This is a genomic window from Sphaerisporangium melleum (genome assembly GCF_014646695.1).
Taxonomy (GTDB): domain Bacteria; phylum Actinomycetota; class Actinomycetes; order Streptosporangiales; family Streptosporangiaceae; genus Sphaerisporangium; species Sphaerisporangium melleum.
This window is the reverse complement of sequence record NZ_BMNT01000006.1, coordinates 1-18,724: the sequence shown is the minus strand read 5'-3', so window position 1 is coordinate 18,724 and position 18,724 is coordinate 1. Positions and strand designations below refer to the sequence as shown.

The 18,724-nt window shown below is 68.7% G+C and carries 13 protein-coding genes; 7 read left to right on the top strand and 6 right to left on the bottom strand.

Features of this window, described 5'->3' with window-relative positions; all coding sequences use genetic code 11:
- The 3 genes from IEY93_RS37895 to IEY93_RS06550 all read left to right on the top strand — a co-directional run.
- Window positions 1-549, top strand: a 549-nt coding sequence (locus IEY93_RS37895; RefSeq protein ID WP_229690913.1) for an RNA-guided endonuclease InsQ/TnpB family protein, incomplete at its 5' end; no start/stop codon positions are given.
- Window positions 550-897: 348 nt separating this feature from the next.
- Window positions 898-1,290, top strand: coding sequence for a helix-turn-helix domain-containing protein (locus IEY93_RS06555; protein WP_189162068.1), 393 nt, complete (start codon window positions 898-900; stop codon window positions 1,288-1,290).
- Between the two features lie 257 nt (window positions 1,291-1,547).
- Window positions 1,548-1,856: a MiAMP1 family antimicrobial peptide gene (locus tag IEY93_RS06550; RefSeq protein WP_189162067.1), complete on the top strand. Its 309-nt coding sequence runs from the start codon at window positions 1,548-1,550 to the stop codon at window positions 1,854-1,856.
- Between the two features lie 109 nt (window positions 1,857-1,965).
- Here IEY93_RS06550 and IEY93_RS06545 read toward each other — a convergent pair whose 3' ends face one another.
- Window positions 1,966-5,925 (bottom strand): nSTAND1 domain-containing NTPase, encoded by a 3,960-nt coding sequence (locus tag IEY93_RS06545; RefSeq protein ID WP_189162066.1) that lies wholly within the window; start codon window positions 5,923-5,925, stop codon window positions 1,966-1,968.
- An 806-nt stretch (window positions 5,926-6,731) separates the two neighbouring features.
- Between IEY93_RS06545 and pip the strand changes: the two genes are divergently transcribed.
- Window positions 6,732-7,700, top strand: a complete 969-nt coding sequence (pip, locus tag IEY93_RS06540) for a prolyl aminopeptidase (RefSeq protein WP_189162065.1) — start codon at window positions 6,732-6,734, stop codon at window positions 7,698-7,700.
- A gap of 217 nt (window positions 7,701-7,917) precedes the next feature.
- Here pip and IEY93_RS06535 read toward each other — a convergent pair whose 3' ends face one another.
- Window positions 7,918-9,681, bottom strand: coding sequence for a PD-(D/E)XK nuclease family protein (locus IEY93_RS06535; protein WP_189162064.1), 1,764 nt, complete (start codon window positions 9,679-9,681; stop codon window positions 7,918-7,920).
- Window positions 9,682-10,480: 799 nt separating this feature from the next.
- On the opposite strand from IEY93_RS06535, the gene IEY93_RS06530 reads away from it, so the two are divergent.
- Window positions 10,481-12,607, top strand: a complete 2,127-nt coding sequence (locus IEY93_RS06530) for an AIPR family protein (RefSeq protein ID WP_189162063.1) — start codon at window positions 10,481-10,483, stop codon at window positions 12,605-12,607.
- 49 nt (window positions 12,608-12,656) lie between these two features.
- Here IEY93_RS06530 and IEY93_RS06525 read toward each other — a convergent pair whose 3' ends face one another.
- Both IEY93_RS06525 and IEY93_RS06520 read right to left on the bottom strand, forming a co-directional pair.
- Window positions 12,657-13,082 carry an ATP-binding protein gene (locus IEY93_RS06525; protein WP_189162062.1) on the bottom strand — a complete coding sequence of 142 codons (426 nt, stop codon included), beginning with the start codon at window positions 13,080-13,082 and terminating at the stop codon, window positions 12,657-12,659.
- A gap of 250 nt (window positions 13,083-13,332) precedes the next feature.
- Window positions 13,333-14,166: a hypothetical protein gene (locus tag IEY93_RS06520; protein WP_229690912.1), complete on the bottom strand. Its 834-nt coding sequence runs from the start codon at window positions 14,164-14,166 to the stop codon at window positions 13,333-13,335.
- Window positions 14,167-14,623: 457 nt separating this feature from the next.
- On the opposite strand from IEY93_RS06520, the gene IEY93_RS06515 reads away from it, so the two are divergent.
- Window positions 14,624-15,949, top strand: a complete 1,326-nt coding sequence (locus IEY93_RS06515; RefSeq protein ID WP_189162060.1) for an NsdA family TPR-like regulatory protein — start codon at window positions 14,624-14,626, stop codon at window positions 15,947-15,949.
- Between the two features lie 53 nt (window positions 15,950-16,002).
- On the opposite strand, the gene IEY93_RS06510 is transcribed toward IEY93_RS06515, so the two are convergent.
- Entirely contained in the window at window positions 16,003-16,305 is a 303-nt protein-coding gene (locus IEY93_RS06510; protein WP_189162059.1) for a hypothetical protein, read from the bottom strand.
- A 117-nt stretch (window positions 16,306-16,422) separates the two neighbouring features.
- Here IEY93_RS06510 and IEY93_RS06505 point away from each other — a divergent pair, with 117 nt between their 5' ends.
- On the top strand, window positions 16,423-16,887 hold the full coding sequence (locus tag IEY93_RS06505) for a hypothetical protein (RefSeq protein ID WP_189162058.1): 465 nt from the start codon (window positions 16,423-16,425) through the stop codon (window positions 16,885-16,887).
- 6 nt (window positions 16,888-16,893) lie between these two features.
- Here the strand turns inward: IEY93_RS06505 and IEY93_RS06500 are convergent.
- On the bottom strand, window positions 16,894-18,724 hold a 1,831-nt coding region (locus IEY93_RS06500), incomplete at its 5' end, for a hypothetical protein (RefSeq protein ID WP_189162057.1).

Here is an 18,724-nt window from a genome sequence, read left to right as displayed (position 1 = left end):
TTCGCCACGATCGTGGACGACGACGGCACCATCACCGAGGTCCACGCCCCCAAGCCACTCAAGGGCGCACTCCGCAAACTGCGGAAGGCGAACAAGGCGGTCACGAGAAGGCAGCCCGGCTCGAGCAACCGGGCCAAAGCGGCCAAGCGGCTCGGCAGGGTTCACCTCGAGGTCGCCGGCCGGCGGGCCGACTTCCTGCACAAGACCACAACGATGCTCGCGAGAACCAAGCGGGTCATCGCCGTGGAAACACTCAACGTCGCCGGGATGGTGAAGAACCGGCGGCTCGCCCGAGCGATCTCCGACCTCGGGTTCGGCGAGTTCTTCCGCCAACTCGAGTACAAGACCCAGTGGTACGGCTCGAGCCTGTGGGCGGCCGACCGCTGGTTCCCGTCCTCGAGACTCTGCAGCGGCTGCGGAGCTGTCAATGGAGACCTCACACTCGCCGACCGGACGTGGACATGCAGGTGCGGTCTCGAGCACGACCGGGATGTGAACGCCGCCCGCAACCTGCTCGCCGCCATGCAACTCGAGCGGCAAGCCGCCTAGCTCCACGTCGCCGGGCAGTTCCCCGGAGACGCAAAACGCCTGTGGAGGCGACGTAAGACCCCGAGCCATCGAGGCAGATGCCAGTGAAGCAGGAAGAGGATCGCTGAGATTCTCTGAACGGTAGCAGACGGTGTTGGAGCCGTACTCGACGTACTGCCCGTTGACCATCGCGCCCACGGTCGTGGTGATGCAGATCGTCTCGGTGCAGAAGAAGTTCAGGCTTCCGCCGCCGCCGGGGTAGACGATGCCGGGTCCGCCGTTGCCGCCGCCGGTCGGAACGGGGGCGTTCTTCGGGACTCCTTCGCCGACGACTCCGTCCCGATCTTCGGCGCGCCGACGCCGTTCGTCATGGCGGCCGAGCAGGCCAGAGCCGCGGCGGCCGGCGGCGCGACCCCGCCCCCGCTACGGGTGCGCACGAGCGGCGGCACGTGGTTCGTGCTGCGCGGCTCGCTGCTGCGCGGCCGGTCGCAGGGGCAGGCGGCCGTGGTCGCCACCCCGGCCTCACCCGCGGAGATGATGCCGGTCGTCTTCGCCTCCTACGGGCTGACCGCCCGCGAGCGCGAGGTCGCGCTGCGGGTCGCCCAGGGACACGCCACCGGCGACATCGCCCGAGAGCTGTGCATGACGCCGCTGACCGTGCAGGATCACCTCAAGTCGATCTTCACCAAGTCGGGGGTGCGCAGCCGTCGCGAGTTCGTCGCCGGGCTGCTCATGAGCGGCACCGTGGAGATCTGGACCTGACCACATCGGTTCACGCAGCCGGTGCTCCCGTTGCGTGAACCGCTGCGGGAGACCGGCGCCGCGCCGTGGAATCGTCGATCACATCCTGCGGCAGCGCATAAGGGGTCGAGGCGGACACCGCCTCGCCGGTGCTCCGAAGATTTTGCCCCGATCATGTGCTCGGAGTGGTGATCCGCACCGTGTGCGGCATGTTTCATTCACGTAGCGTGACGGTATGCATACCCACGGTAAATCGCCGAGACATCGGAAGGATCATCGTGAAGCGACTCGCCCTCGTTCCCGTCATCTCCGCCGCCATGATCGCGCTCATGGGCACCGCCGCCTACGCCTCCCAGTACGTCGCCTACGAGGGGCCCGCCTTCACCGGCCGGTCGGTGGTCATCGACCGGTGCGGCCCGTCCGACATCCCCTTCCACGGGTCGTACAAGTGGTACGGCGACGGCCAGAGCGGCCGGATGTACAACCAGCCCGGCACCCACGGGGTGATGCACTTCGAGCTGGCCTCCAACCGCTACGCCGAGCAGCGGACCCCCGTCGGCTGGCAGAGCATCTTCATCGTGTGCTGACCCCCGTGAGGAGGGCGGACGGGGCGCGGCCCGTCCGCCCTCCTCACGGGCACCCGGCCGGGCGCCTGCCGCCCGCGCGGTGTCCGGCGGGTGGCGACCGGCCATTCGGTCAGGGGCCGGCGTGGGAGGCGAGACCCCGGTCCACCTGCTGGAGGAGCCGGTCCACCGGGGCGCAGGCGGCACAGTCCCACACGCGCACCGTCCCGTCGTCGTGCGTCGTCAGGATCCGCCGCGAATCAGGGGCGAACGAGACGCTCTCGACGCTCGCGCCGAACCCCGAGACGGTCAGCGGCCCACCGGCCCGATCGGGCCGCCAGAGGCGCACGGTGGCGTCGTGCCCGGACGAGGCCACCCAGCGGCCGTCCGGACTGAAGGACACGTACCACACCATGCCCTGGTGGGCCTGATGCACCACCGGCGCACCACGCCCGTCCAGCGGCCAGACGCGGACCGTCCCATCGGTGCCCGCGCTGGCCAGCCGGCGGCCGTCCGGGCTGAACGCCACCGCCCAGACCAGCCCCTGGTGACCGCGCAGGACCACCGGCGCGGTGCGGCCGTCCACGTCCCACACCCGCACGGTGCCGTCGGCGCCGCCGGTGGCGATGTGGCGGCCGTCCGGGCTGAAGACCGCGAACCTGATCTGGTCGGCGTCCGCCTCGCGCACCAGGGCCGGCCCGGAGCCGTCCGCCGGCCAGACGCGCAGGGTGCCGTCGATGCCGGCGGTGGCGACATGGCGGCCGTCCGGGCTGAAGGGGGCCGTCCAGACCAGCCCCTTGTGCCCGCGCAGCACGACGGGCCCGCCCTCGCCGTCCAGGTCCCACACGCGCACCGTGCCGTCCCGCCCGGCGCTCGCCACGTGCCGCCCGTCACGGGCCGCGGTGACGCCGAGCACCTCGCCGTCGTGGCCGCGCAGCACGCGACGCCGGCCGCCGGACACATCCCAGACGCCGACGGTCCCGTCCATCCCCCCGCTGACGACATGCCGCCCGTCCGGCAGGAACTCCGCCGACCACACCGCGTCACGGTGCCCGCGCAGGATCGTGGCACCACCGAGCACCGACCACACCCGCACGGTGCCGTCCTCCCCGGCGGTGACCAGGCGCGCCCCGTCCGGACTGAACGCCGCGCTCCACACCACCCGCTGATGGCCCCGCACCACCAGCGGATCGCCCGCGCCGCTCGTGCTCCAGACCCGTACGGTCGCGTCGTCGCTGGTCGTGGCCAGCCAGTGCCCGTCGGGGCTGAAGTCCAGGCCCTCGACGGTGCCGTCGTGCCCGCGCAGCACCACCGGCTCGCCGTCTCCGCCGGCCGGCCACACCCGCGCCGTGCCGTCGACGCCCGCACCGGCGCTCGCGACGCGCGTACCGTCCGGACTGAACCGCACCGTCTTGACCGCGCCTCCGTGCCCGCGCAGCACCGCCACCGGCCGGCCGCCGTCCGCGTTCCACAGGCGCACCGTGCCGTCCTCGCCACCACCGGCCAGCCGCCGGCCGTCCGGGCTCCACGCCACGCCGAGCACCGGGCCGTCGTGCCCGCGCAGCACCATCACCGGCCGGCCGCCGCCCGCGTTCCACACGCGCACCGTGCCGTCGTCACCGGCGCTCGCCAGGCGCCTGCCGTCCGGGCTGAACGCCACACTCCACACCCGGCCCTCGTGCCCGGTCAGCACCAGCGGCGCCACGCCGCCGTCCAGCGCCCACACCCGCACGGTGCCGTCCTGACCGGCCGTGGCCAGGCGCCTGCCGTCCGGGCTGAACGCCGGGCTCCACACCTCGCCCCGGTGCCCGGTCAGCACGAGCGGCGGCCCGCCGGGCAGGCCGGAACCGCCGCCGGCCCGCGTCCACACCCGCACGGTGCCGTCCGAGGAGGTGGCCGCGACCCGCGCGCCGTCCCGGCTCCAGGCCACGCCGAGCTGCCGCCCGGCCGGCCCCGGCAGCGAGGCGATCAGCCGGTCGTCGATCAGCGCCTGCCGCAGCGCGGTCTCCGCCTCCAGCGTGGGGCGGACGGCGTACGCCCGCCGCGCCTGCCGCAGCGCCCGCTCCGGGTCGAACTGCGCCTGAGTGCGCGACTCGGCGGCGAGCTGCCGGGACACGGCCAGGTCGCGCTGGGCGCCGATCTCGCCGGCCTGCACCAGTGCCATGGCCGCCAGCACGCTCACCGCGACGACGGCGCAGGTCAGCCCGGCGAGCGCCAGCACCACCCGCCGCCGCACCGCCCCGCGCTCCCTGGCCTGCTGCGCCCGGCCCGCCGCGAGGAATGCCCGCTCCACGTCGTTGAGCCCGGAAAGCGGCCTGCCCTCCCAGCCGGCCAGCCGCGCTCCCCGGTACAGGAACGCCGGATCCCGGCCGTGCTGCTCCCACTCGGCGGCGGCCTCCGTCAGCTTGCGGTGGGCGCGCAGCAGCTCGCGGTCCTCGGCCAGCCACGAGCGCAGCCGCGGCCAGGTGCGGATCAGCGCCTCGTGCGCGATGGTCACGCTGTCGTGGTCGGCGGTGACCAGCCGGCCGCCGATCAGCCGGTCCAGGACGTCGGCCATGGCCTCGCCATCGGGGCCGCCGGTCAGCTCGGCGTGGCGCGCCCTCCGGCGGGTGTCCTCGGTGCCGTCGCCGGGCGCGATGAGCCGCAACATCACCCGCCGTACCAGGGGGCGCCGCTCCACCGGCAGCTCGTCGTGCACGCGTTCGGCGGTCGCGGCGATCGCGCCGCGCACGCCTCCGGCCGCCCGGTACCCGGCCAGGGTCAGCGAGGTGCCGCGCCGCCGCCGCCAGGTCTCCAGCAGGGTGTGCGAGATCAGCGGCAGCGCGCCCGCGTGCTCGCCCGCCTCGGCCACGATGAGGTCGACCAGCTCGGGGGCGACCTTGCAGCCGGTCTGCCCGGCCGGCCCGGTGATCGCCCGGCGCAGGTCCTCCTCCTCCATCGGGCCGACCAGCACCTGCCGGTCGCGCAGGGCGGCCACCAGGTCGGCGTGCTCGGCGCAGTGCGCGTAGAAGTCGGCCCGCACCCCGAGCACCACCCGCGCCCGGGGCTCCTCGCCCAGCGCGACCAGCAGCGACACGAACCGCGCCCGCTCCCTGTCGTCCCTGCAGAGGGTGAAGACCTCCTCGAACTGGTCCACCAGCACCAGCAGCCGCGCCGGCTCCGGGCGTTCCGCGAGCACCCGTCCCACCCAGCGCCGCACGCCCGCCGGACCGTCCTCCGCAAGCCCGTCGCTCGCCGCACTCCCCGCGCCGTTCACCCCGGTCGTACCGTTGGGCGACGCCGCGCCATCAGCGGACACCGGCCGGTGGAGGACCGCCGCGCCATTGTGGGATGCCGTCGTCGCGTCGGCACCCGTCCTGCCGTTCGTGCCGCCGGCGCCGTTCATGCCCGGCGTGCCGTTGGCGCTCGGTGTGCCGTTCGCCGTCACCGGGACGTGCGGGGCCGCCATGCCGTACGCGAAGGCGGCGCTGCGCGAGTCCTCCGCCTCCGCCGCACCGAGGGAAGGGGCCAGAGCGGCCAGGCACCGGGACAGCGTCTCGACGGGCCGTTCTCCGGGTGTCATGACGACGACCTGCCAGCAGGCGCCTCCGTCCACCATCCCCTCGGCCACGGCAGGCAGCAGGCCGGCTCGCAACAGGGACGACTTGCCGGCCCCCGAAGCGCCGAACACCGCGATCAGCGAGGCGTCTGCGAGCCGAGCGCACAACTCGGCGACCAGCCGCTCCCGTCCGAAGAACAGGCCGGCGTGCTCGGGTCCGAAGGTCGCGAGCCCGAGGTAGGGCGCGTTCTCGGTCACCTCGGCCGCCGGGTCCTCGCCGTCGCGTCCGGCCAGCTCGTCGGTGACCCGGCGCCAGCGCTCCTCCCACGCGTTCACATCGCCGCCGCAGGCCCGTACATACGCGAGGGTGACCGCCAGGCTCGGCAGGACGTTACCGCCGGCGGCTTCGGAGAGCGCGGTCACCGAGAAGTTCGCCACGGCGGACAGCCGGCGATAGCTCGGCCGGCCGGCGGCCTCACGCAGTCGGCGCAGATCGAAGGCGAAAGCGTGTAACGGGCCGGTGTCCGGGGAGAGCTCGCGTTCCGGACGTCCCATATGTGTCGCTCCTGTGCGAGTTGTTTGTCCAGTGCGACAAACCCTCGCTGGACAACGCCTCGCCGACTATACCCATAGCCATGCCGCCGGCCCGGAACAATCGCCCACCGTGCTCGATTCGATGTGAACCGGAAACGGAGCCGAGCAGACCGTTATGTGAGTGAGGGGAATCATGGCCTTCATGCCCGGTTTCACGCTGGCGTTCGCCGGATGCTCCGCAGGAGCCGGTGAGCCGATCGCGAAGCGCCCCTCGTGCCGCGCCCGCCGCGCGGCCCGCACATCGGCACGAGCGAGCCCGCGCTGCGCCGTACCGCGTGAACGCCGTCACCGGCCGCGCCCGCCGTCGGGTACGGTCTGACGCTCGACGTCCAGCTCACGGAGCGAGGGGCGGGTGCCGCCTCCCCCGTCTCCCTCGCGTGAAAGGGGCCCGTGAGCCGGATCCGCGTCGCCGTGCTCCAAGGGGGAGCGCATGACGGTATCCCCAGCCGCCGTACCCGCGGAAAACCCTCCCCTCCCGCGGGTACGAACGGCGGACGAAAGGCCCGGCACCCGCACTCGGACCCGGCCGAAGCCGGTGAAGAGCCCTTCCCTTCGCGGGCGTGCCGGGCCTTTCCGTTCGCCGTCATGGCATCTCGCTGCTCCGACCACTATCACCGAATCGCGAAAAGTCGTGACACGACCCGTTTGTGACGCCGGGATTGGTGGCGGAGAAGCCGTTCCTCCACGGAATCAGTAGCCGCTTTCGCCGCGCCGGACGGGAGCCCCGGCTGAGGCGGCGGGCACGGGCACTGCCAGAATGGCTGGCCATGAGGACGCTGTACCCGCCGATCGACCCGTACGACTCGGGCATGCTCGACGTCGGCCATGGCGACCAGGTCTACTGGGAGGTCTGCGGCAACCCCGCCGGCAAGCCCGTGGTCATGGTGCACGGAGGGCCGGGCGGCGGCTGCACCCCCGACCACCGCCGCCAGTTCGACCCCGAGGCGTACCGCATCGTGCTGTTCGACCAGCGCAACTGCGGGCGCAGCCTGCCGCTCGCCAGCGACCCGGCCGTCACGCTGGAGCACAACACCACCTGGAACCTCGTCGCCGACATGGAACGCCTGCGCGAGTACCTCGGCATCGACCGGTGGCTGGTCTTCGGCGGTTCATGGGGCAGCGCCCTCTCCCTCGCCTACGCCCAGACCCACCCCGACCGGGTGACCGAGCTCGTCCTGCGCGGCATCTTCACCCTCCGCGACCTGGAACTGCAGTGGTTCTACCAGGACGGCGCCTCGCTGATCTACCCCGATCTGTGGGAGAGCTACATCGCGCCGATCCCCGAGGAGGAGCGCGGCGACTTCATCAGCGCCTTCCACCGCCGGCTCAACGACCCCGACCCGGACGTACGGCTGCCCGCCGCCCGCGCGTGGAGCGTCTGGGAAGGCTCGGCGATCACCCTGCACCCGAACCCCGGCTACATCGCCACCCACGGCGAGGACGACTACGCGGTGGTCTTCTCCCGCATCGAATGCCACTACTTCGTCAACAACGGCTTCCTCGAGGACGGGCAGCTGCTGCGCGATGTGGACAAGATCCGGCACATCCCCTGCGTCATCGTGCAGGGCCGGTACGACATGTGCACCCCGGCCAGAACCGCCTGGGACCTGCACCGCGCCTGGCCGGAGGCCGACTTCCACATGATCCCCGACGCCGGCCACGCCTACTCCGAGCCCGGCATCCTCGACCGCCTCATCGAAGCCACCGACCGCTTCGCCCACGGCGAGCACCGATGACCTGACCCGCGCTCACGGATGAAGACGTCGACGACCTTGGTCGTTGGCCTGGCTTTCCGCTCTCCTCGATAGAAGGCATGCGTTTCGTTGGCAATCGCGGGTCGCCAGGCCTCTCGCCGGTCGCGCCGGGCGCTCCACGCGTAGCCCGCGCGCAAAGCCGCGGTGACCAGCCGTTCCATTGCGGCCGGTCATGTGGTCATCGTCATCGAGTTCCGCTCTAGAACGGGGGTTCGTCGAGCTCTGGTTCGGCCACCGCCTCCGCGATCGCCTCCATCCGAGTGTCTGGCTGGTGCGGATTCGTCAGGATCTCGCCGGTGACCAGGTCGACCATCAGATCCACAGACGTCGAAGGGACACCGCGGAACGCGTCCCCGCACCACCGCGCGACAGGACAGAACGCGCACCACGGGCCCGGGGTGGCGTGGAATTCGACATCGTGATGCCAGTCACGAACCAGTTCATTGACCACCGACCGCGCGGCCGCGACGACCGCAGGATCGGCGGCGTCAAGCGTGATCACCTCAGCGGACTCCGGCGTGAGCTGCTCCAGCTCCACCAGCCCGGTGGCCTCTCCGAAGACCCCTGCCGCGATCAAGCAGACTGCGAGCGCCAGCTGGGGGACCATGTGCAGGGCATTGTCGGCGGTGATGCCGCGGGGAGCGGCCGAGGTCTTCTGTTCGCGGTAGACCAGGAGCCCGTTCACTCGCCTGAGCAGGTCCGGGTCGGCCAGCACGACGACATCGGCCGTCGCGTCGTACGTCGCGATCCGGCGCTCTGGCTGGACGTCTGTGATCTCGCCGTCAGCGGCCAGCGGACAGCAGCGTATGTGCTGCAGCAGGTAGGGCCGGACTTTGTGGTAGCGCTGCCGATCCATGAGGGTGTCGGCGATGCCGCAGTCGGCGGCCCCCGGCTCGGGAAGATCGGCCGGCGTGCAAGGTCGTCCACGCCAGTGAGCGACCTCTAGCCACCGGTGCACGTCCAGACCTCGTTGGGTCGCGACGCTGTCACTGCCTTCGCCGGGGACGCGAAGGTCGCGAAGGTGGCTCTGCGCTGGGCAAACCTGGTAACGCCGGGCGGTCGTAATGGACCAGGTGCGGCGATGCGTGCCGCGATCGCCAAGTCCGAGCAGGCCGGGAGTCGGCACGATCAGTCCACAGGATGCTCGGGTCTTGCAGTCGGCGCAGTCTTGGCCGGGAACTCTGGGGCCCCCGGCCAGCAACGCGGCGGCAGCGGGCCGGACCGCTGTCCGGTACCCCTGCTGGACCTCTTCCGAAGTCATGTCGAGGAGCACTTTGTCGAGCCCGGTGGTCAGGCCGACCTCCACGACCCGTACTCGTGCGGGCAGAGTGTCTTCTCTTAGCACCGGCACTGGAACGAGCGTGTAGAGGTCGCCGGGGTCGGTCACCCGACGGCCGGCCGCCGCCACATAGGCCACGGCCTGGGTGGAAACGGCATCAGGGCGGCCGTACGGCATCCGCATTCGCATCCGGCGGAACTCGACGACCGAGCCGTCAGCCGTGGCGTACCAGCGCCCCCAGGCGGTGAGAACGCGCATCTCCATCGGCGAGCGGCCACCTTGGACGACCCTTGGCAGGCGCTCCGGCCTGAGCGTGACGCCCTCGGCCGCCAAGGCGGCGTCCATGTCCTCGCCCGCCTCGAGGTAGGTATGGACGGCATGTCGGACCCAGGCGGCGGCGCTCGGGTGCAGCGGGGTGCGGTTGGCGGCGACGGCCTTTTCCACCGCCTCGTCGGCGTCGGCTCCGTCGAACTCCACGTCATCGAGCGCGCGCATGACCACGCCAAGGGGAAAGCTCTCCCACGGTGCGTACCGCCGCTTCTCGTAGACAGCAGGCCACACGTGCGGCCGGGCCTTGACGGCGGCGAAGTCGCGACAGTCATCCGGCCGCCGGTCGAACAGGCTCGTCGACAAACGGACGACATCGGGGTTCCCAGTCAGAGCGGAATCAGGAGGAAGTTTCATTTCGCCTCCAGGAGGTCACTGTGCGTAATCATTCGGCGTCCGGCTGCGAGTCGGCCGCACTGTGAGCATTCGCCGGAGGCTTGGAGCCGAAAGCTTGATGGCCGCCGGGTTCGAGTAAATCATCTGTTCACTCAATACACAAGTGAGCATGCCGTGCTTCGCAAGAACTGGTCCTGGCGGATGGATGAGCGTGTCACGCGAGCCGCGAGGCTGGTCGCTGACCGTACTGCATTCTGCTCCGCGCCCCGCTGAACGCGGAGATCCCGTCCAGGCTGAGGCCCCCGAGGCACAGCTTCATGGCGGAGTTACTGCACCACGGGCTCCAGTCGTCGATGGAATCGGACTTCGCCGATATCACCTGCAAGACGGGCCGAGGGCTGGCAATCTATGTCGTGATGTATGCACAGGCCGTGACTTGTGCGCAACTCCGCGAAGCGGCCATGTGCGCACTGAGACTCAATGGGCTTGGGACCGGGCGGGATGACATCTTTCTCGTCTTGCCTCGTTTCCAGGAGATCTGGGGGCGGTCGACGTCTCGGACGAAGCCTTCAAGGTCTGTGCCATTTGAAGACCCCGACGGGCTGGAATGGCCCATCGGTGGAGATCGCCGTGAGACGTCCGACAGAGGGCGATTGAGGGTGGGTGGACGGCCGCGTCGCTCGACCTGAGGGTGGGACTCTGGATCGGCCATCGCGGTGCAGTCGATCGACATGACCGGTATCCCCGCGAAGCGGGATGAAGTACCGCTCGGCTGACCAGGGCGTCGGCGGCCGAGACACGACATGAGGTGGAGTAGCAGATGGTGAAGCCGGCTGGAATGCCCCGGCATGTTCTTCAGGTCGCGAACGCCTTGCACAAGGAGTTCGACGACCTCATCGTCATGAGCGACGCGGAGAGGATGCAGCCGCAGGAGTTCGAACGGAAGTTCCTCAGCCGGGCCATGGCCGCGCTTGTCGCCAGGAAGCTCACCGGCTGTTCCAGCCAAGAGGCCGCCGACTGCGTCATCGACGGTCGGAGCGACCTCGGGATCGACGCGGTCGCCTTCGCCGACGGCGGCCTTCACCTCCTGCTCATCCAGACCAAGTGGAAGGACAAGGGCACCGCCGGGTTCGGAGTCGACGACGCCCTCAAGTTCGACCAGGGGCTGAGGTTGCTCGACCAGCAGAAGTTCGAGCGGTTCAATAGCCGGCTTCAGCAGCATGCCGAGCAGTTGAAGTCCGTCCTGGCAGACCCGCAGGGACGGATCACGCTGGTGGTCGCCCTCATGGGGGAGGGCGGGCTCTCCGCGGAGGTCGTGGCCTGCTTCCATGATCTGCAGCATGAATTCAACACCGACTACGACAAGAAACTGGACTACGACATTTGGTCGGTGGAGCGTTTCTGGCACGCCATCCGGGATGATCTAGCGGACCCTTTGATCACCTTGCCCGCGCACATGGACCAGTGGATGCCCTTCGGAGAGCCGTATGAGGCATACCAGGGAAGGGTGTCCGCTGGGGAAATCGCCCAATGGCACGAGGAACACGGAGACCGGCTGTTCTCCCAGAACATCCGCCGATCCCTCGGCCTGACCGAGGTCAACCATGGGCTCGTAGAAACACTGATCGAGAGCCCGCAGGACTTCTGGTACTTCAACAACGGGATCACCATCCTCTGCGATCTCGTGGTGCGTGAGGCGTGGAGTCCGCGTAGCAAGGGACCACTCCAGCTCAAGATGGAGGGCGCCAGCGTGGTCAACGGAGCGCAGACGGTCGCCGCCGCTGCGGAAGCGAATCGTCGTGATCCCGAGGCGACGGCGGAGGCATTCGTCAGCGTGAAGATCATTACGACCAGGAATACCCCTGCGGAGTTCGGCAGGTCGGTGACCCGTGCTACCAACACCCAGAACCGGGTTGAGCGCAGAGACATCATTGTCGCCCTCGATCCCAAGCAGACGCTCATCCGAGAGGATTTCGCACTCTCCCTCGACAAGGCCTACACCTTCCGCCGTGGCGAGCCCGACCCGCTGCCGGAGGCCGGGTGTTCCGTCATCCAGGCCGCGATCGCCCTGGCTTGTGCGCATCGCAGAACCGAGCTGACCGTCCGGGCGAAGCGAAGTACGGACCTGCTCTGGGAGACCGACGCCTACCGGCTGCTGTTCGATCCCGCTCCGAGCGCGTACCAGATCTGGCACTCCGTGCTGATCATGCGGGCCATCGGGGCGGCATTGCAGGTGAACAAGGCCGAACGGGAAGGGCGAGTCCGCGCCATCGCCGACCACGCCGATTACCTGGTGACGCACATCATCTTCCAGCACCTCGACCTCGAGGGGATCGACGGCCCGGATTTCGACATAGAGGCCGTACGGGTGAGGATTCCGGAACTGGCGGCCGGGATTCTCACCCGTATCATCAACGGCGTTGACCGCGAGTTCGGTCCCACTTCGTTCGTCAGCAGCACTTTCGCCAGTCCTGAGCGCTGCGTGATCCTCACGAGTGCGGTCCTCCGTGAGATCGCCAGCGGACAGGAGATTCCGGAACTGCCCGCGGACTACCGCCCGCCTGCAAAGACGCCGCGAGCGCGGCGGCCGAACGCGGTTCCCACTCTCGTAGACGCTGACCGGCTCGCCGATGGCACCATGCTGGAATTCGAGTGTGCCACCCTTCCGGAACGCGAGGCCGTTCTCCCCTGGCTCGCTGAGGACGCTCGACGCGGTCAGGCCGCCTGGGTGAACGAACGGTCCAAGCCGCTGGTCTGGGCGGTCGATGGTAGGCGATACTCGCCGACCGGCCTGGTGACGGAGATCTGGAACCAGGCCGGTTGGGATCCGCAGAAGCGTCCGGTCGCCGTTCAGGGCCCCTCTCGGTGGGTGCTGCCAGGGCAGGGATCGCTCTGGCAACTCGCCCTCAAGGTCCTGGCCGATCGTGACGACCCTGTCGAGGAGTAGCGGTCCGGGGCGTCGAGCCGTCCTAGGGGCCGCATACGTGGACGAGCCTTCACGGGTTTCCGGCGTGCAAGGTGAACCAGACGACGCATCGTGGGCGCTCCTCGATGAAGCCCCACTGGTCGGCGAGGGCCCGGAGCAGGCGGATGCCCCGGCCCGACTCGGCGAGATCGTCCTCGGCCCTGGTGTGCCGGCAGACGCACGGCGAGGTCTCGGCGCCCTCGTCCACCACCTCGATCTGCAGGCGGTCGTCGTCCCCGAGCAGCAGGACGACGCCGACCGCCGCCGACCGGGTGTGCAGCACCGCGTTGGTGACCGTCTCCGACAGCAGCAGGAGGGCGTCGTCCAGCCGCGGGTGGCCGGTGAGCAGCTTGGCCGCCCACTGCCGGGCCTCAGGTACGGACGCCTCGCCGGAGGCGAACGCCGCCCGCTCGAACAGGCGGATGACGGGAGTGGTGCCAGTGGCGTCAACGCGCATGGTCTACGTGTCCTTCACAGTGGAGAAGACCCGCCGGTACGCCAGGACCGCGTACGGCCGGGTGAGGGCCAGGAGTGGGCCGCGGGTCCCGGAGCGTGGTTCCGGGGGGCGGTTCGGATCGCCGTTCGGGCTCAGGCCCGGCTGAGGTTCCTGGCCTGAGCCCGAGGCTCGGCGGGAGTCAAGCTCCTCGGGTGCGTCCGTCGGCACTCAGCCGCGGCCCGTCAACGGCCGCGGCCATGTCGGCCGCACGTCACCGCTGTGTCTTCACGTCCTGTGCGGGACGGCGGTGCCAGGCCGTACGACGAGACACCGAGGAGCGGTGGCCGGGCAGGACGACGAGTGCGGCGGTGACCGCGGCGAGCCCGAGCACCACCACCGTGACGGCCTGACCCGGCAGCGTGGTCACCTCGACGCCGTCCCGGCCCTGCCCGAGACGGCCGAGTGCGCGGGCGAGCCACCACAGCGACGCCGACGTCAGGCACACGGCCAACAGCGCCCAGCAGGCGACGAACCGGTCCGGCTCGGTCGCGACCAGCAGGACGAGCAGGACTGACACCACCAGCAGCGACAGAGTCACCTCGGCGGCCGAGGTCACCTCGCGACCGGCGGACCCGCCGGCCAGGTCCCACATTGACAGGTACCGGAGCACGTCCTCGCCGTCGTTCTTGAGGCACACCCAGGGGAGCGTGCTCCCGATGAGCAACAGCAGGCAGGCCGTACCGCCCCGCACCGCGTGCCCCAGCCTCCGACCGGCCTCCGCCGACCACGGGGAGAGCGTGAGCCGTTGCCCTGCGCAGACCGTCACCCGCCGAACGGCGTCACGCTCATCGGCGGTGTCCACCAGCGCGAGCAGGCCAAGCCCGAGGACCAGCGCGAACATCTCGGCCAGAGCGGCCGCCACGCCGGGCGCGGCGCTGAGTGAGGCCGGGACGCCGGCCGGGCGGACGTGGCCCTCGGCGAAGGCCTGGTGCAGCCCCATGGTGTTCAGGAAGCTCAGCACGGCCGCTAGCAGCGCGCCGAGCACCATGGGGCGCGCCGGAAGGAGCGCGGCGAGCAGGGTCAGGGAGAGTGCGAGCAGCAGCATGCCGAGTGTGCCGACGCCATGCGCCCTCACCGTGGCGATGTGCGAGCTCGGCAGTTCCCAGAGGGACAGAGACGCGCCTGGGGACGACGGACTGGTAGGGCGCAGCCACGGCACGGTACTCGTGATCAGCAGCGCGAGGGACAGGCCGACGCACCACACCGCATACCGAATGCGCTGCACGGCCACGAAAGGCTCGATAGAAGCCACAGAGCTGGACATATGAGTCGGCAGTCACCTTCGAATCGGACAGAGAACGCCCGGCACGCTAAAGACGCCCCCCAACCCCCACCGTCTCCCGCCGGTGTCCTGGAGCGGCGCGAGATTGCCCCCCACGTGTCACGCTCGCGTCCCGTTATCCACAGCTTGCGCGAACGGCCGACCAGAGCCCGGCTGATGACCTAACGTGTCAGAGAAATTACTCACCGTGTAAGGTCTGATTCTTGAGGCGGTGTCCCGCATGCCCCAGCGGCAGACGTTGTTGAAGGTGCTGTTGTCGAAGCGTCATCAGGAGACGCATCGGGCGTTCTGCCTGGAGTACGACAAGGTGGCGCGGAGCATCGATCGGCGGTTGATCGGGTCGTCGCCGAGTCGTGAGGCGTTCGGCCGGTGGATGAAGGGGCATCTGAAGACCAAGCCGCAGGCCGATCACTGCCGGGTGCTGGAGCGGATGTTCCCCGGCCGCACCGTTGCGGAACTGCTCGCACCGTACGACCCTGGGGGTAACGGCTCCGGCGTCGCACCGACGCCCTCCACTCCCCGGGAGGCGGCCACGAACCGGCGAGAAGTCTTCCACCTCGGCGCCACCACCATGGCCCTCGGCTTGACCGACTCCCTCTGGCGCGGCCCAGACCTGCTCGAACAGGCCCTCGACGCCAGCAGCGTAAGCGAGGCGCGCGTGCTCCACCTGGAGGCCGAGGTGGACCGGCTCGGGCGGACGGTTCCCCCTCCTGCCGTCCTGCCCGAGGCGCTCATACATCTCGCGAGCGTGCGGGAACTACTCAAAAACCGGCACCCAGTCGAGGCGCAACGCAGGCTGACCCGAGTTGGCGCGAAGCTGGCCATCGTGGTGGGCGAGATCATGTTCTGCGCCAACCACTTCCCGCTCGCCCGGCGCTGGTACGCGACCGCGACCCGCGCGCCAGACGAGGCCGGCGACCGTCACCTCGCCGACCTGGCGCTGGCCAGCACCGCGCTCATCCCGACCTACGCCGGAGATCCCCGGGCGGCTCTCGCATTGGTCCTTCCCCGATTGGAGCACGCCGTCGCCGCAACACCGGCCATCGCGTGGATGTGGGGCTTCGCGGCCCTTGCCCACGCATCACTGGGCGATCGATCGGCGTTCGAGCGTGCCATCAACCGATCTCGGTACACCCTGGACCGCTGTGCCGAGGACATGCTCCAGCCGGGAGTGCTGTCGTTCCAGCCTGAGCGGCAGATGTTCTATGAGGCCCGTGGCCGGTCGGATCTGGGGGATGTGCCCGGTACGGCCGATGCGATGACCCGGGCACTCGCCTTGTACAAGGCTGAGGACTCCAACGATCCGGCCTTGGTCCGGCTCGCCTACGCCTCCGTCCTTGCCAAAGCGGGCGAGATCGAAGAAGCCTGCCATTTCGCCACTGCAGCCGTACACGCGACGCAGAGCGCACCAAGCATTACGGTGGTGGTGAGAGCTCACGAATTCGACGCTCTTCTTTCGGAGACAGGTTCGGCCACCACCGAGTGGCGAGAAGCTCTGTCCACCGTGCGAGCACCTGATCCGACGGCCCTCCCATCCTCGTCATAGTGCTAGTGACGGCACGTATGGAATCGGCGGGATGGAAGCAGCGTGCGACGAGGCTAGGACCAGCCGGCCACGGTTGTTGCCGCCACGCGCGAGATCTGGGTCGGGGTGGACCGCAGCTCGGCCTCTAGTTCCGCCAGGACGTGATGAACGGCCGTCTTGATACGCGCCCGCCGGCCGTTCATCTCCTCGCCGAAGACGCGAGCGGTAGGACCCACCCACACGGCCTGGCCACCGAACTTCGCACATGCGGGATCGAGAACCGTCTCCAGCGCCTGAACGTGTGCTCGGACGGCGGCCAGGGCCGCCTCCAGGTCCTGATGCCGGGGGTTCGGTACCAAATCGTCGTCGATGGGCAAGGCGTGACTCCTGCTGCGATGAAGGTCTCAGTGGACATGTGGATACTAGGTGGCGCAGCGGCTCTGGCTGAGATTATGTAGGGCGCAGCCCTGTTCCGGCCAGACGCGGAGTCGAAGATGACGCAGAAGTCCAGTTCCCTGAACCTCCGCCGCAAGCTCGCCATCATCGTCCTTCTCATACCTTTTGCGCTGACTTCCTGTACGGCTGACAAAGACCCCACTGCCGCACAAGTCGGCCAGACTTTGAAGGGCCATGTTCTCCAGTTGTTGCAGGAGCGAATGGCGATCGACGTTAAGATCACTGACCCCGGTGGGAAGGATATATCTTGTGGAGACGGCAGAGTGAAGCAGACGTTCGCCGCCACTGGCCGAGACTCTGCAGGTAGCGATGACCCGGAAGCCCTTAATGCATTGTTGGTTGGCGCCATGAGTCGAGTGGCGGACTATAAGGTTGTCTCTGTGGGCTCTCCTGGCAAGCCTGTCCGTGTGGCGAATAGTGCAACACGGACTACGTTGATCTTCAGCTCGCCTGGTCGGTCGTTGTATGTGGTCAGCGGGGAGACCGACTGCTTGCCTGCATGAGTTAATTTATTTATCGAAAAGATGGGCGCGTGCTGATGAAATAGACTTCTGGCCATTGTATCGATCCGAGAGGCGTTCGGATATCTTCCCGAGGGACATATCATCCTGGCCCCCCATCCCGTTCTCTATGAACCATCGATCCAAGGACTCCAGCCCTTCCTTGCCGTTCTTAAGAATGTCGGTGAAAGGAAGTAGCTGTCCCCCTGTGTCCGCGATCGGGATGACGGATGGATGCTTCGACTGGAAGTCCTGAGGGGAAACGGTCGCTTGGAAACCGATGTTCATAAGTGTCTGGGCGATGTAGTGCTGACGTCCGAGTGTTTCCAGTTCGTCAGCTCTACGACTCTTCGCGGCTTCCGATTCAGTGTCGGGCTTATATGTGTCGTACGTTGACCACGCGGTGCTTAGTGCTGTCCACGCTGCGGCGCCGGCGGGTCCTCCCGGGATGATCAGTCCAGCTGCCCCGAGGGCGTTCCCTGATACCCAGCTGAACATCTTGCCGTCTTCGTCTTCCGCTTGATCCTTCGCGTTATCCCATTTGTCTCTGGCCGCCAACTGGAGGCCTCTTGCGCTTCCAAGAATGGCGAAGACGTCGTCTAGTCGCCGGATATCCGTTGGTCCGGCCGCGCTCGACCCTTCACCCGTCAGTTTTCTGGTCAGCGACCCCATCCCCGCCTGAAAGGGCGCCTGGTTCTCAAGGTTGTTAGTGAAGGTCTGCATGAATCTATAGGTGTCTTTGGTGTTCAGTTGGAACATGGGGTTGAGTCCAGGGACTGCAGATCGGGTCTCGCCAAAGGTGCTCGGAAGTAAATGGTTGACGTCTCCGAAGGTTGCTCCCTGGGCAATTTCGGTGGCGTAGGAGCCTGCTATTTCGGCGAGGTGGATTCGGGTGGGCTCGGCCAGTTTGAAGTCGTCTGCGGTGGTGATGACGGTGAAGGCGAACCTGGCTGCAATGTCACTGTGCTGCCCGTCCCTCTCGTCGTAGGCTCCCGAGGCGGCTGCAAGGACGCGGCCGAATGCGTCGGCGGAGGTGTCGTCGACTCTGGCCCGGTCGTTGAGGTCCTTCAGGAAGGTCACCAGGTCCGGTCGTCGATCCTCGAGTGTTACAGAGTGGTGAGGCGCAGACAGCCTGGCGAACGCGTCTCTGGGCAACGGGCTGTCGGTGGTGGCCAGGCTGATCGCTAGACGGGCCGCGCCCGGGTCCTTCGCCAGTGCTTCCAGGTAAGGGGTGAGTCCCTTCCCCGTGGTCTTGTCGCCGGGAGTGAATACCTGGACGGCGACCACCTCGGCGAGCCATTCGGTGGGGAAATGGCCGGCCGACAGGAGTTCCCCGATCGCTTGCTGCTCGTCGTGGTTCGCGGCCTTCTTCTTCAGGCCGTTGGCGATGGGGGCGAAGCCGGTGACGGTGGCGCCTGCGCTGACGGCCGTGCCGAGGGCCTGGCTGACGGTGTCGACCGCGGCCTGATCTCCTTGCTGCAGGCCGCGTCGGAGCAGTTCGGGGAGACGCAGCGTGCGGTCCAGACCGAGTCCGGCGAAGAAGGCGGTGGTGAATTGCGCATCGTGGGCGTGGGCGGCGAGAGCGTCCACGATTTTTTGATATTTCTCGTCCAGGCCGGGATCGAACAGGACGTCCGGCTTGATGCCCTTGTATTGGGCGGCCAGCTCCGCGCCGAGCCGGCGTGCTTCGGACGGCGGCAGCACCGTCTTCTCCTCGTATGGCACCAGGGTGGCGGCTCCGGCGGGAGACCAGTTGGGGAGGTTTGCGGTGTTCCGGGCGATCTGGAGGCGGCGGCGGAGGTCGGGGAGGTGGTCGTCGATCCAGCGTTCGACCTCGGCG